This window comes from Pseudonocardia benzenivorans CB1190, assembly GCF_000196675.2.
Classification (GTDB): Bacteria; Actinomycetota; Actinomycetes; order Mycobacteriales; family Pseudonocardiaceae; genus Pseudonocardia; species Pseudonocardia benzenivorans.
Genome location: NC_015312.1, coordinates 818,254 through 831,329 on the forward strand (window position 1 = coordinate 818,254; position 13,076 = coordinate 831,329).

Annotated in this window: 14 protein-coding genes and 1 pseudogene; 1 reads left to right on the forward strand and 14 read right to left on the reverse strand. The window is 71.4% G+C overall.

All coding sequences use genetic code 11. The features are described 5' to 3' along the window. Positions 1-15 precede the first annotated feature (15 nt). The 14 genes and pseudogenes from PSED_RS03925 to PSED_RS03990 all read right to left on the reverse strand — a co-directional run bounded on the left by PSED_RS03925 (position 16) and on the right by PSED_RS03990 (position 12,018). Positions 16-1,119, reverse strand: coding sequence for a mandelate racemase/muconate lactonizing enzyme family protein (locus PSED_RS03925; protein WP_013672965.1), 1,104 nt, complete (start codon positions 1,117-1,119; stop codon positions 16-18). A gap of 25 nt (positions 1,120-1,144) precedes the next feature. Next, positions 1,145-2,197, reverse strand: coding sequence for an NADH:ubiquinone reductase (Na(+)-transporting) subunit F (locus PSED_RS03930; RefSeq protein WP_013672966.1), 1,053 nt, complete (start codon positions 2,195-2,197; stop codon positions 1,145-1,147). A gap of 9 nt (positions 2,198-2,206) precedes the next feature. Next, on the reverse strand, positions 2,207-2,527 hold the full coding sequence (locus tag PSED_RS03935; RefSeq protein WP_013672967.1) for a phenol hydroxylase subunit P4: 321 nt from the start codon (positions 2,525-2,527) through the stop codon (positions 2,207-2,209). A gap of 2 nt (positions 2,528-2,529) precedes the next feature. Continuing rightward, a complete protein-coding gene (locus PSED_RS03940; RefSeq protein WP_013672968.1) occupies positions 2,530-4,059 on the reverse strand; it encodes a ferritin family protein in 1,530 nt (509 codons plus the stop codon). 1 nt (position 4,060) lies between these two features. Beyond that, positions 4,061-4,345, reverse strand: a complete 285-nt coding sequence (locus PSED_RS03945; protein ID WP_013672969.1) for an MmoB/DmpM family protein — start codon at positions 4,343-4,345, stop codon at positions 4,061-4,063. Then, positions 4,342-5,289 (reverse strand): ferritin family protein, encoded by a 948-nt coding sequence (locus PSED_RS03950; RefSeq protein ID WP_013672970.1) that lies wholly within the window; start codon positions 5,287-5,289, stop codon positions 4,342-4,344. The genes PSED_RS03945 and PSED_RS03950 overlap by 4 nt, the downstream gene beginning before the upstream one ends. A 53-nt stretch (positions 5,290-5,342) precedes the next feature. Continuing rightward, entirely contained in the window at positions 5,343-5,732 is a 390-nt protein-coding gene (locus PSED_RS03955) for a hypothetical protein (RefSeq protein WP_013672971.1), read from the reverse strand. A 159-nt stretch (positions 5,733-5,891) separates the two neighbouring features. Further along, entirely contained in the window at positions 5,892-6,806 is a 915-nt protein-coding gene (locus tag PSED_RS03960) for a LysR family transcriptional regulator (RefSeq protein ID WP_013672972.1), read from the reverse strand. An 83-nt stretch (positions 6,807-6,889) separates the two neighbouring features. After that, the gene (locus PSED_RS03965) at positions 6,890-7,348 is read right to left on the reverse strand and encodes a carboxymuconolactone decarboxylase family protein (RefSeq protein WP_013672973.1); all 459 of its coding nucleotides are present in this window, start codon (positions 7,346-7,348) and stop codon (positions 6,890-6,892) included. Between the two features lie 66 nt (positions 7,349-7,414). After that, a complete protein-coding gene (gene sigJ / locus PSED_RS03970; RefSeq protein WP_013672974.1) occupies positions 7,415-8,305 on the reverse strand; it encodes an RNA polymerase sigma factor SigJ in 891 nt (296 codons plus the stop codon). A 391-nt stretch (positions 8,306-8,696) separates the two neighbouring features. Beyond that, a pseudogene (locus PSED_RS03975) lies at positions 8,697-9,350 on the reverse strand (alpha/beta fold hydrolase); the annotation flags it as partial. Positions 9,351-9,488: 138 nt separating this feature from the next. Continuing rightward, complete coding sequence (locus tag PSED_RS03980; RefSeq protein WP_013672975.1) at positions 9,489-10,154, reverse strand: 3-oxoacid CoA-transferase subunit B; 666 nt, start codon at positions 10,152-10,154, stop codon at positions 9,489-9,491. After that, positions 10,151-10,828 carry a 3-oxoacid CoA-transferase subunit A gene (locus tag PSED_RS03985; protein ID WP_013672976.1) on the reverse strand — a complete coding sequence of 226 codons (678 nt, stop codon included), beginning with the start codon at positions 10,826-10,828 and terminating at the stop codon, positions 10,151-10,153. The genes PSED_RS03980 and PSED_RS03985 overlap by 4 nt, the downstream gene beginning before the upstream one ends. Next, positions 10,825-12,018 (reverse strand): thiolase family protein, encoded by a 1,194-nt coding sequence (locus PSED_RS03990; RefSeq protein ID WP_041759260.1) that lies wholly within the window; start codon positions 12,016-12,018, stop codon positions 10,825-10,827. The genes PSED_RS03985 and PSED_RS03990 overlap by 4 nt, the downstream gene beginning before the upstream one ends. Before the next feature lie 83 nt (positions 12,019-12,101). Between PSED_RS03990 and PSED_RS03995 the strand changes: the two genes are divergently transcribed. After that, complete coding sequence (locus PSED_RS03995; RefSeq protein WP_041760415.1) at positions 12,102-13,007, forward strand: LysR family transcriptional regulator; 906 nt, start codon at positions 12,102-12,104, stop codon at positions 13,005-13,007. Positions 13,008-13,076 lie beyond the last annotated feature (69 nt).

Genomic DNA, 13,076 nt, shown 5'->3' on the forward strand with positions numbered 1-13,076 from the left:
GTTGTTCGTCCGGGGTCAGCGGGCGTCGGTCCGGTAGTGGCGGAGCTTGTCCTCGTCGATCTCGATGCCGAGCCCGGGCGCCTGCCGCACCCGCACGGTCCCGTTGCGGATCTCCAGCGGTTCGGCGAGCAGGTCGTCGCTCATGTCGAGGAAGTTCGACAGCTCACCCGCCCGGCGCGAGGTGCCCTCGAAGGCGGCGCCGAACGCGAGCGAGCAGAGCGACCCGATCTGCCCGTCGATCTGGTTGCCGAGCACGACCTCGACCCCGAGGCCCTCGCACTGGGCGAGGATGCGGTGCGAGCCGGTGAACCCCGTGCGCGCCGTCTTGATGCTGATGCCGGTGGCGGAGCCGCCGAGCAGCTCGCGGGTGACGTCCCCGGCGGTCGGCGCGCTCTCGTCGGCGAAGATCGGGACGGAGCTCTGCGTCACCAGCCACCGGCGGCCCAGTACGTCGTCGGCGGGGCACAGCTCCTCGGCGAACTGCAGGTCGAGGTCGGCCAGCGCCCGCAGCGCGCGTGCGGACTCGACCGGGGTCCAGCCCCGGTTCCCGTCGATGTAGATCTCGGCCTCCGGCATGGCCTCACGCAGTGCGCGGCAGGCCGCCACGTCGAGGCCGATCGGGCGGCGTCCGACCTTGACCTTGAAGGTCGCGATGCCGTACTGCTCCTGCATCCGGCCCGCCTCGGCGACCATCTCGGCCGGCTCCGCGAACCCGACCATGTGCGCGACGCGCATCCGGTCGCCGAACCCGCCGAGCAGGTCCGTCACCGGGACGCCGAGCGCCTGTCCCACGATGTCCCACAGCGCCATGTCGATGGCGGCCTTGGCCGTGGGGTTGCCGACGGTCCGGTCCAGGCGAACGCGAACCTGCTCGCGATCGAGGGGGGACAGGCCGACGATCTGCGGGGCGAAGACGGTCGTCACGATCGCGACGATCGACTCCTGCGTCTCGCCGTAGGTGAACGGCCGTGGCGGCGCCTCCGCGGTGCCGACCAGTCCGTCGTCGGTGTGAACCCGCACCAGGACGTGCTCGGCGTCCGAGACCGACCCCGACGCGAACCGCAGCGGCTTGCGGTAGGGGATCGCGAAGGGGACCGCCTCGACCCTGCTGATCTTCATGACGTGCCTTCCCGACCCGGACGGGTCAGCGTCGGATGAGCGGACTCCGGACGACGGTGGACCCCGCTGCCCGGTCGGCGGAGTCGAAGAAGTCCTCGCGGTAGATGTCGCGGGGGAAGAGCCGCGCCTTCATGAGGGCCTTCATCGTGTCGCGCACGAACGCCGGGCTGCCGCAGATGTAGGCGACGTTGCCCGACGCCCGCGGGTAGTCCTCGGCGAGCATCGCGGGGACCCGCCCCGTGCGCCCCTCGAACTCCTCCTGGGACAAGGCGGGCCGGTAGGTGAACCACCCGTGCGCGGCGGCGAACTCCTGCAGCCACTCGTGCTCGTAGAGATCGGCCGCCGTGGGAACGCCGTGGTAGAGGACCACCTCGTGGCCGCTGTCGAGGTCCTCGATGTGCCGGAGCATCGCCTTCATCGGCGCCAGGCCCGTGCCACCCGCCAGCATGAGGATGGGCTCGTCGCGGGCGGGGCGCAGGAAGAACTGGCCGTAGGGCCCGGACACCGGAACGGCGTCGCCGACCGCGAGGTCCTTGAAGATCCAGCCCTCGGTCGCCGCTCCGTCGGGTGAGCGCTTGACGTGCAGCTCGATCGTCGTCGCGTCGGCGGGCGCGACGGCGAGCGAGTACGGGCGCGTCTCCCCGGCCGGGGTGCTGAGCTGCACGTACTGCCCCGGGTTGAACGGAATGGGCCGATCCAGCTCCAGACGGACCCGTCGAACGGTGGGGGCGATGTCCTCGAGCCCCACGACCGTGCCCGTGTAGTCGCGCACGGGGTGGACCTCGACCCCTGCCTCGACGTCCACCTCGCCCTCGATCGTCACGTCGCTGCGCGGCGTCGCGACGCACAACAGGGCCGCGCCCTCGTCCCGCTCGCTGTCGAGGAGGGCGTAGGGGGAGGCGTCGCCGAGGTCGAGCTCGCCGTCGAGGACCTGCGCCTTGCAGGTGCCGCAGGTGCCGTGCGTGCAGGCGTGCGGCAGCCAGATCCCCTCGCGCAGGCACGCGTCGAGGACGGTCTGGTCCTCGCGGCACTCGATCTCGGCGCCGATGGGTTCGACGGTGACGGTGTAGGTCTCCATGACGACTCCTCAGGCCGAGAAGTGCAGCAACGCCTTGTGCCCGATGCCGAGGTCGGCGAGCGACGCGTCGTCGGCCGGCTGCAGCGGCTCGTCGAACAGCCGCCACCCGGCGACGGCGGCGGCGTCGAAGTCGGGGTCGGAGCCGGCCCACGGTGCGACGACGCCGGCCACGAACTCGCCGAACGGCATGGCCTTCGGCACGCGGAAGCACGCGGCAGAGCAGAACAGCGGATTGCCGTCCCAGTGCACGTAGACGAGCTGGTCGTCGCCGAAGTTCTCGGCGCGGTCGGCGGACGGGAACTCGTAGTCGTAGAGCGCCTTGACGGCCATGGTCAGCTCCCCTGCTTCGGTGCGCCGGAGTGCCACTCGGCCCACGACCTCTGGTCCGGCGAGCCCTTGTACTCGCCGTTGTCGCCCTCCTGGATGCCGTACCAGTCGAGCACCTCCGGCACGCTCGGCCCGCCGCAGTTGCCCTGGTAGATCTGGTGGACGGGCAGCCACGCCTGGACGAACTTCTCCGGCTCGCGGTCGAAGATCCACTTGCAGCCGTCGGAGCAGGTGTGGAAGGTCTCGCTCCGGAAGCTGCTCGTGCGGAAGGAGGTCGACGTCGGGTCGTCCGGCTCGGTGAAGACCATAGGGATCTGGCAGACCTGGCAGAGCTGCGGCAGGCCCTGGAAGAAGATCCGGCCACCCGCGGCCTCGGTGCGGGCGTGCTTGTCCCACACCGGCTTGTAGAGCTCGTCGAAGGTGCCCGGGTACTGCTCGGACAGCCAGGCCGAGTGCTCCACGCCGGGCGTCTGGGTGGTGAACGCCGCCGCGAAGCTGAAGTTGTGCAGGATCTTGTACACCTGGTGGGACAGGTGGTCCTTCTCCGCGATGGCGTCCTCGACGTGCCGCGGCGGCCTGATGCCGTAGTACTCCAGGTCGGGGAAGAGCCCGCCGAGCATCTGGTCCTCGAAGTAGAGCTCGAAGGCCTCCTTCCAGCTCATGACCGGCTTCGGGAGCATGTAGTCCATCATCGCCGCGACCAGCGCCGACATGCGGTACGCCCGCCAGAACCACTTGTCGATCCAGGCCTGGATGATCGGGACGTTGCCCTCGTCCTGCTCGAGCAGGAACTTGATCGCCTCGAGGCCCAGCGTCATGTGCCGGCTCTCGTCGGACTGCGCCGAGAACCCGAACGACATCGTCGGCATGTCGCCGTTGAAACTGGCACCGCTCATGAAGGGCACGAAGAGCAGGTTCGTCAGCAGGTACTCGAAGCTGAACGAGATGGAGATCAGGAACTCGAAGGGCCCCGCGCTCATCGCGTCGTCGAACAGGGACTTCGGCACGGACAGGTACCAGACCCGGTCGTGCATCTTCGACCAGCTGTGGAAACCGCCGTAGTACTTGTTGTAGTTGCTGATCGTGTGGATCTGGGTCTGGCAGTGGCGCAGCTCGTCGATGCTCTGGCAGAGCGCGGCGAAGCGCGGGGCCGGGCCCTCGAGATAGCGCGCGAGGTACGCGAAGTGACGGTGCGCCGCGTACTCCAGCGGCGTGACGCCCTGGATGAACAGTTTGATCGCGTTCAGGTACGAGGCGTCGGCGAGGCCGAGGTGGCCCTGGCTCTGGGCGAAGCCGTCCAGGACCGCGTAGAGGCGCTTGTCCTTCTCCGCCTGGTACTTGTAGTAGGCGTCGACGGTCAGTCGGAACGGGTCCTGCCAGCCGTCCCAGTCGTGGATCTTGATCCCCTCGTACGAGGTGTAGGGGAAGAGCTTCTCGCGCTCGACGTAGCTGGGCTCCCAGTCGAGGTCGCGGGTCAGCAGGGCGTAGCGCTCCTTGAGCGGCAGCTTCTTCGCGCGGGGTTTCGCCTGGGTCATGTCAGTGCTCCCAACTCACGATGATCTGGTCGTCGTCCCACTCGGAGAAGTTGCCGGCGTAGGACACGATCGCCAGCTGGAACTCACCGGTGTCCCACTCGCGGCCGAGCTGTGCCTCGACCGTCTCCCGGTTGACGACGATGCGGCCCGCGGCCTGCAGCTTGAGCAGCCCGGGCAGGTGGCGGATGGTCAGTTCCGGGTTGTCGGCCCTGATCGCGTCGACCAGCGGCCGGTTCTCCTCGGCGTCCTGGATGTCGATGCCGACCTGGCGCAGCGTGGAGGTCATGCCGCGACCCCGTCCAGACGGTCCGCGACGACGGCGGACAGTGCGCCGACCGCCTCCTCGGCGCGCGGCCTCCAGGTGGCGGCGATGCGGTCGAGGTGTTCGGTGTTCGACGGTCCGTGCTCGGGGTCGCCCCGCCATGCGGCGACCAGCGCGTCCAGCCAGCGGCGCTGGTCGGCGAACCAGGTCGTGAGGTACTGGGCGACCAGGCTGTAGGCGCCGGCGCCGCCGAGGAGTGCCTTCTCGTCGAGACCCGAGTACATCGCCGGGAAGAGCAGGGAATCGACGTGGTCGATCGCCAGCAGGCCCTCCGCCCAGTCGTCGGCGACCATGATCTCCTCGACGAGGCGCCGCAGCGGCTGCAGGTGCGCACCGTCGAGCCATTCCTGCTTGGCCGTGGTGAGCACGTCACCGACACCGCCGGCGACGGCGATGCCGACCCGGGAGAGCATCTGCGCGTTGCCGATGCGGTCGAACGCGGCGAAGGTGCAGCACTGTGCGAGTGAGGTGCCGTGGGCGAAGCGGGCGCCGGTGACGGAGACGAGCTGGCAGCCGGACTCGTAGTGGCGCAACGGGATCACCACCGACCCGAGCACGCTGCGCCATGCCTCGGGGAGCGTGACCAGCAGCTCGCGGTCCTCGAGGTAGGACAGGGTCTTGCCGAACTCGTCGTGCAGCCCGGCCCGGTTGGTCACGTACGGGGTGTAGAAGAAGCCGCGCGGGTCCGCATACGTGTAGGGATCCGTCAGCCGCAGCGCCGAGTACCGCGGGTCGTACAGCTCGCGGTCCTGCGCCCAGGTCGGGCGGTAGTGGAAGTTCTCCCGAGGCTCGACGTCGAGCGTCGCCTCCTGGTAGCGGGTCGCCGGTTGGTCACCGAAGCGGTCGATGACGTTCTGATAGCTCTGGCGCTTGGCTTCGATGACCTGGTAGCGCAACTCGTACTGCACGGGTGGCTCCTGTCGGTTCGGATGAGGTACGGGCGGTTCGCCGCGACCGGGGGTCAGGCCGGCGCGATCAGGTTGAGCAGCAGCGACCGGAGCTCGTCCTCACCGGCCAGCCGACGCGGCTGTTCGTCCTGCCGACCCGTCACCATGAGGCTGACCAGGGCCGAACGGCCGGACATGACCGTCTGCACGCGGGCGGCACGATCCCGGTATCCCAGCGTGAACGCAAGCTCCCCGGGGCCCACCTCGTCGTCGAGGCTGATGACGTCGCCGTGTGCGCGCAGCACCGCGTTCGCCTCGGACACGAGCTGCTCGGCGAGCGAGCGGACGATGACCTGGGTGTCGGTCGCGATCGGCACCGGCGCGGGCAGGCTCTGCTCCGTGCCGGTGGCCGGCGCCGGTTCGCCGGCGAGGAGCGCCTGGACGCTGTGCATGAACGGCGTCACGTCGACTCACCCTCGACCGGGGCGGCGAGATGGGGGACAGGCATGTCGGTGATCCTCCGAGGCGTGTCGGTCCTCGACGACCGGACCGTGACCCGAGTCTCGTCGACGGACTCGGTCGTGGGAAATACAGAAATCGTCCCCACTGAGACCCCTGTCATCTCAATGACGCGGGGTCTTCACCTTCCGGCCACCGCCGATGAAGGCCTCCGCACGGGCGGGGACGCGGGCCACGAGCGGGGACGGCTCGTTCACACGCGTCGCGAGAGCCAGCTCCACCTCCCGGGTCGTGCCGGCGAGCGGCAGATAGCACGCCCCGGTGATCTGCAGGTGCCGAACGGAGGCCGGGACGAGCGCGACGCCGAGCCCGGCCGCGACGAACGAGACCAGGGTCGAGGTCTCGGCGACCTCGTGCATCGCGGCGGGGACGAACCCGGCGTGCTGGCACGCGTCGATCACCGCCTCGTACACGACGGACCGGTTGTGGGACGGGTAGGTGATGAACGTGTCGTCGGCCAGGTCGGCGAGCCGCACGGGCCCCTTGTCCGCCAACGGGTGCTGGGCGGGCAGGACGGCGATCAACGGCTCGCGGCGCAGGATGCGCACGTCGATCGCGGAGCTGCGGACGGGAGGACGCAGCAGCGCGAGATCCAGCGTGCCGTCCTCCAGCGCGAGCACCTGGCGCGGCGTGAGCATCTCGCCGTAGACGTCGAGCTCGATGCCGGGCAGGTCCGCCCGCAGGACCCGGACCAGCGACGGGAGCAGGTCGTAGGTCGCCGATCCGGTGAACCCGATGGCGATCCGGCCGAGCAGGCCGCGGGCGACCTGCTCGGCCTCGGTCACCGCGTCGTCGACCGCGGCGAGGATCTCTCGCGCCCGCTTCAGGAACCGCTCGCCCGCCGGCGTGATCTCGACCTTGCGGGTGGTGCGCCGGAACAGCGTCACGCCCATCTCGGCCTCGAGCGCCTTGATCTGCTGGGACAGCGGCGGCTGCGCCATCTGCAGCCGCTCCGCGGCGCGCCCGAAGTGTGCCTCCTCCGCGACGGCGACGAAGTACTGGATTCGCCGCAGCTCCACGGCGGCAGAATAGCCTGGTCACGGGGGTGCCGGGCGGCTCGTGCAGCCGCCGCGGCACCCGGCCCGGCCGAACACGGCGCAGGTCAGCCGGCGACCCGGTAGCGGCTGGTGACCGCGACCCGGTTGAAGGCGTTCATCACCGTGGCGAGCCAGGCGACGGCCGAGACCTGGTCCGGGGTGAGCGCGGCCGCGGCGGCGTCGTAGTCCTCGTCGGCGACGTGCCCGTCGGAGATGCGGGTGATCGCCTCGGTCAGACGCAGGGCGGCACGTTCGGTCTCCGAGAAGTACCCGGTCTCCTCCCAGGCGGGCAGGACGGCGATCCGGTCGGGGTTCTCGCCCTTCTTCAGGGCGTCGCGCGTGTGCATGCGCAGGCAGAACGCGCAGCCGTTCAGCTGTGAGCTGCGGATCCTCAGGAGCTCGACGAGCAGCGGGTCGATTCCTGCGGAGGCGAGGCTCTGGCCCACCTCCTCCGACAGGGCGATGAGGGTCTTGTACGGGGCGGGGTGCTGCTTGCCGATGTTGACGCGCTGGGTGGTGGTCATGGTTCCTTCGTCTCGTCCACGTCGTGTGTCGGCAGGGAGACGAGATGGCCGGGCCGGACGTGACAACTAGACGTGGCTCAGCTTGTCCGGGTTGATGACCCTGCGGTATGCGGTGATCAGGCCCCCGGCAATCTCCACCGTGTCGACGGAGTAGACGCGGCCCTCGCGGCGGAACACGAGGGCGAGCTCGCCGCCGACCTCGACGAGGTCGATGCGGTCCGCACGCCACCGCGGGCCCACCCGCACCATCACCTCGGCGACGCGTTCGCCGCCGTGGATGACCTTGCGCGCCGCGAACGCCTTGGCGCCGCCGTCGGTGACGTACACGGCCCCGGGGTGCAGCAGCTCGACGAGTCCGGCCAGGTCCCCGGCCTCGTAGGCAGCGCGGAAGGCCGTCAGCACCCGTTCCCGCTCCGCCCTCGACGCGGGTACGACCGCCCGCCTCGCCTTCACGACCTGCCGCCGCCCTCGTGACCCGAGCTGCCGGGCGTTCGGCACGGACACGTCCAGCACCTCGGCGACCCGGCCGAACTCGAACCCGAAGACGTCGTGCAGCACGAACGCCACCCGCTCCGGCGGGCTCAGCTCCTCCATGACCAGGAGCAACGCCGCGCTGACGGACTCGTCGACGAGGACCGGCACGGACGCGTCGGGCCCCGTGAGCAACGGCTCCGGAAGCCACGGTCCGACGTAGGTCTCGCGTCGTGAGCGGGCACTCTTGAGGATGTCGTAGGAGCGCCGCGCGGCGACCGTCACCAACCACGCCCGGAGGTCGTCGACGGCCCGAAGGTCCGCGCGGGCCGCGCGCAGCCACACGTCCTGGGCCACGTCCTCCGCGTCGGCGACACTCCCCAGCAACCGGTATGCCACGCCGAAGACCGCGGGGCGATGCGTCTCCCACTCGGCGCCGAGCACGTCCTGGTGCTCGGGCGGTCCCGGGGCCGGGCCGTCACCCATGCAGATCGCAACCTCCTCCGACGGCGGGCACGCCGCGTCGCTCCCCGGCGACACTTGCGGGGCGCCGCGACGTCCGCGACAGCCAACAGGTTCGACCTGCGCCACCGCAACGTGCCGCGTCACGGCGCGGTGTGCGGCCGCGGCTCGTCGGGGGTCGAGCCCGTCGATCTCGACGACGGCTCGGTCGTCCCCGCCGACGCCGTCCTCGTCGGCATCGGCACCCGTCCCACGACGGACCGGCGCTCCTGTTCCGACCCGCGGTCGCCGAGCCCGCTCGGACCGCCGCCGCACGCCCCGCCCCGGCGAACCACCCGGCCGTCACCGCACCGGATCGCCGACGGAACCGCGGTGACGTCCGGTGTCCGGGGTCGACGCCCCGTCGCCGGACTGCTCATCCGTGGTGGTCGCGCAGGAGTGCCGTGACCTCCTGCGGCGCCTCGGCGGGTGCGAGATGCGCGACGCCGTCGAGGACCTCCAGCCGGCCGTGCGCGACGCCGTCGGCGATCTCCTGGAGCGACGCGACGGGCGTCGGCCGATCGTGGCTGCCGGCGACGGCGAGGACGGGAACGGTGATCTTCGGCAGGCGGTCGCGGACGTCGTGCGAGGCCAGGGCCCGACATGCCCGTCCGTAGTCGACCGGGTTCGCGGCACGCAGCGAGGCGATGAGGGCGTCGGCACGGTCGCGGTGCCGGTCGGCGAAGCCCGGTCCGAACCACCGCTGCCGGGACCCGTCGACGACGGCGTCGACCCCCGATCGCTCCACCAGAGCGGCCCGGTCCGACCAGCCCTCGGGCTCACCGATCCTCGCGCCCGTGCAGATGAGCGACGCGGCCAGGATCCGATCGGGACGGTCGAGCAGCAGGTGGAGTCCGACTGCGCCCCCGATCGAGTCGCCGGCGTAGTGCACCGGGACACGCGCGCCGAGGGTCGCGTCGACCGCGTCGAGGACCCCCTCGGCGAGCTCGGACATCGTGAAGTCGGCAGCGGCGGGGGCGCTGCCGCCGTGGCCCGGCAGATCCCAGGCCAGGACGTCGAAGGACTCGAGGAGGCCGGGAAGGCATGGCCCCCACTACGCCGCGGTGCTGGTTCCGAGGGACGGCCCGAGAACGAGCACCGGTCGCCCCGCTGCCGGTGCCGGGCAGGTCACCCTGACCGCAGGGATGCGCGTCGTCACGCTCATCGGTCAGGTTCGGCGCTCGCCGACGGCGTCGAGCAGACCGAGTCGACGGGCCAGCTCGTCGGGGTCGATGCCGTGGACCTCGAGCACCTGCAGCCCGCCCGGCCCGACCGCGAACGTGCCGAGGTCGGTGTACACGCGCTCGACGCAGCCGAGGCCGGTCAGCGGGTAGGTGCACTCGGGGACGAGCTTGGGCGCACCCTGCTTGTCGAACAGCGTCATCATGACCCAGACGCGTTTCGCGCCGATGGCGAGATCCATGGCGCCGCCGACCGCGGGGATCGCGTCCGGGGCGCCGGTGTGCCAGTTCGCGAGGTCGCCCGCGGTGGAGACCTGGAAAGCGCCGAGGACGCAGACGTCGAGGTGCCCGCCGCGCATCATCGCGAAGGAGTCGGCATGGTGGAAGTACGCCGCGCCGGGCAGCTCGGTGACCGGAACCTTGCCGGCGTTGACGAGGTCGGGGTCGACCTCGTCGCCGTGGGCGGCCGGACCCATGTTGAGCATGCCGTTCTCGGTGTGCAGCACCACCCCCGAGTCGTCGGGGAGATGGTCCGCGACGAGCGTCGGCTGCCCGATGCCGAGGTTGACGTAGGCCCCGTCGGGGTGCTCGGCGGTGATGTCGCGGGCGATGGCGGCGGCGATGTCGTTCTTGTCGCGGATCCTGCCGATCATGCGGCGCGCTCCTGCTCGGCGGCCACCACGCGGTCGACGTAGATGCCGGGGGTGATCACGTTCTCGGGGTCCAGTGCGCCGGTCTCGACCACGCGGTCGACCTGCACGGCGACGGTGCGGGCGGCCGTGGCCATGACGGGACCGAAGTTGCGGGCGGTCCTGCGGTAGACGAGGTTGCCCATCCGGTCGGCGGTGTGGGCCTTGATCAGCGCGAGGTCGCCGTGGATGGGGTACTCCAGCAGGTACGTACGGCCGTCGATCTCCCGGACCTCCTTGCCCTCGGCGAGCGGTGTGCCCACCGCGGTGGGGCTGTAGAACGCGCCGATTCCGGCCCCGGCGGCGCGCATCCGCTCGGCCAGGTTGCCCTGCGGGACGACCTCGAGCTCGATGCGTCCGGAGCGGTAGAGGTCGTCGAAGACCCAGGAGTCGGCCTGCCGCGGGAACGAGCAGATCACCTTGCGCACCCGGCCCGTCGCCAGCAGCGCGGCCAGCCCGGTGTCGCCGTTGCCCGCGTTGTTGGAGACGATCGTGAGGTCGGCGGCGCCCTGGCGGATCAGGGCGTCGATCAGGTCGACGGGCATGCCGGCCATGCCGAACCCGCCCACGAGCACGGTCGACCCGTCCGCGGTGCCGGCGACCGCCTCGTCGTAGCCGTCGCAGATCCGGGCGGTCACGGGCGCGCCCCGGTGACGTTCTCGAGCACGACGGCGAGTGCCTGCCCGACGCCGATGCAGATCGCCGCGACACCCCACCGGCCGCCGGACTCCCGCAGCCGCGCCGCGAGCGTCCCGAGGATCCGGGCGCCCGAGGCGCCGAGCGGATGGCCGATGGCGATCGCGCCACCCTTCGCGTTGACGATGTCCGGGTCGATCTTCCAGGCGTCGACACACGCGATCGACTGTGCGGCGAAGGCCTCGTTCAGCTCCACGGCGCTCACGTCGGCCCAGCCGATGCCGGCCCTGGCCAGCGCGCGCTCGGCGGCCTCGACCGGGGCGAAGCCGAACTCCCGAGGATCGAGGGCGTGCACGCCCCGGCCGGCGATGCGGGCGAGGGGCTCGGACCCGATGTGCGTGCTCGCGTCCGCCGATCCGAGCAGGAGGGCGGCGGCACCGTCGTTGAGCGGGCTGGCGTTGCCCGCGGTGATCGTCCCGTCGGCCCGGAACGACGGCTTGAGCCCCGCGAGCGTCTCCGGGGTGGAACCGTCGCGGATGCTCTCGTCGCGCTCCAGACCCGCGCCGGGGACGTCGACGACCAGGTCGTCGTAGAACCCGTCGGCCCAGGCCTGGGCGGCGAGGCGGTGGGACCGGGACGCGAACTCGTCCTGGCGGCGACGCGAGATGGTGAACCGGTCCGCCAGCTGCTCGTTGCACTCGCCCAGCGAGACCGTCCACTCGGCGGGCATCCGCTCGTTGACCAGGCGCCAGCCCAGCGTCGTCGAGACCGCGGTGACGTTCCCGGCGGGGAACGCGCGCGACGGCTTGGGCAGCACCCACGGCGCCCTGGTCATCGACTCCACGCCGCCGGCGACGACCACGTCCGCATCGCCGACCTCGACGGCCCGCGACGCCTGGATGGCGGCGTCGAGGGACGAGCCGCAGAGCCTGTTCACGGTCGTGGCCGGCACGGACACCGGCAGACCCGCCAGGAGGACGGCCATCCGTCCGACGTCGCGGTTGTCCTCGCCCGCCTGGTTGGCGCAGCCCCACACGACGTCGCCGATCAGTGCCGGATCGAGCGCCGGGGTCTTCGCGAGGACGCCGGCGAGGGCCGCGGCGGCGAGGTCGTCGGGCCGGACGTCGGCGAGCGCGCCGCCGAAGCGGCCGAACGCCGTCCGCGTACTTGCGTAGAGGTAGCAGGACGTCACGTCCCGACCGTAGGAACACGTCATCCATCACGTCCAATACTGATCGGGCCACTATTGATAAGTGCGTCGCATAAGATGTGGTGGTGGAGCTGCGACATCTCCGGTCCTTCGTCGTGCTGGCCGACGAGCGGCACTTCGGTCGCGCGGCCGTGCGGTTGCACATCGCCCAGCCCGCGCTGTCGCAGCAGCTCAAGCAGCTGGAGCGCGAAACGGGTGCCCGGCTCCTGGACCGTTCCACGCGACGGGTCGAGCTCACCGAGGCCGGCCGGCTGCTGCGGGGTCGCGCCGCCGAGATCCTCGCGGCCGTCGACCGGACGTCTGCCGACCTGGGCCTGCTCGGCGCCGGTCGGGCGGGCCGGGTACGGCTCGGCTTCGTCGGGACCGCCACGTACGACGTGCTGCCGCACGTGACTCGTCGGGTTCGCGACGAGCTGCCCGACGTCGAGCTCGAGGTGCGCGGCGAGCTGCTCGGGCCGGAACTGATGGCCCAGCTGCGCGAGGGCGACCTCGACATCGCCGTGTTCCGGCCCGGCGCGGCGGTCACGGACGATCTCGAGGTCCTCCGGTTGCGCGACGAACCGCTGGTCGCCGTGCTGCCCGGGGACCACCCGTCGGCCCGGGCCGACGCGGTCGATCTTCGTGAGCTCGACGGCATGCCCCTGATCACGCACCCGTCCGGCTACCACTCGACGATGCAGCCGCTCGTGCTCGACGTCTGCCGCCGCGCAGGCCTCGACCCCCACGTCGTGGAGGTCGGCGAGACCGGGACGCTGGTCGTGTTCGTCGCCGCGGGTCTCGGTTTCGGACTCGTGCCGCACTCGGTCCGTGCCCTGCGGCTCGACGGGGTCGCCTACGTCCCGCTCTCGGGCGAGCCCGTGACCGCGCCGCTCGTCCTCGCGCACCGACCCGATCCCGCCCCGGTCGTCGCCCGGGTGTCCGCGCTGGTCGCCGCCGTCACCTCCGGGTCCGGACGGGATGCATCCGGCTGAGCCGCACCCGAGCCTGACGTCGGCGTGGCCCGTCGTTCGGCGGTCTCGGGCGTACGACGCGCCTCCCGA

Excerpts from the sequence above, each read along its gene's own strand:
- PSED_RS03925 (WP_013672965.1), bottom strand. The coding sequence starts at position 1,119 with ATGAAGATCAGCAGGGTCGAGGCGGTCCCCTTCGCGATCCCCTACCGC.
- PSED_RS03930 (WP_013672966.1), bottom strand. The coding sequence starts at position 2,197 with ATGGAGACCTACACCGTCACCGTCGAACCCATCGGCGCCGAGATCGAG.
- PSED_RS03935 (WP_013672967.1), bottom strand. The coding sequence starts at position 2,527 with ATGGCCGTCAAGGCGCTCTACGACTACGAGTTCCCGTCCGCCGACCGC.
- PSED_RS03940 (WP_013672968.1), bottom strand. The coding sequence starts at position 4,059 with ATGACCCAGGCGAAACCCCGCGCGAAGAAGCTGCCGCTCAAGGAGCGC.
- PSED_RS03945 (WP_013672969.1), bottom strand. The coding sequence starts at position 4,345 with ATGACCTCCACGCTGCGCCAGGTCGGCATCGACATCCAGGACGCCGAG.
- PSED_RS03965 (WP_013672973.1), bottom strand. The coding sequence starts at position 7,348 with ATGACCACCACCCAGCGCGTCAACATCGGCAAGCAGCACCCCGCCCCG.
- sigJ (WP_013672974.1), bottom strand. The coding sequence starts at position 8,305 with ATGGGTGACGGCCCGGCCCCGGGACCGCCCGAGCACCAGGACGTGCTC.
- PSED_RS03980 (WP_013672975.1), bottom strand. The coding sequence starts at position 10,154 with ATGATCGGCAGGATCCGCGACAAGAACGACATCGCCGCCGCCATCGCC.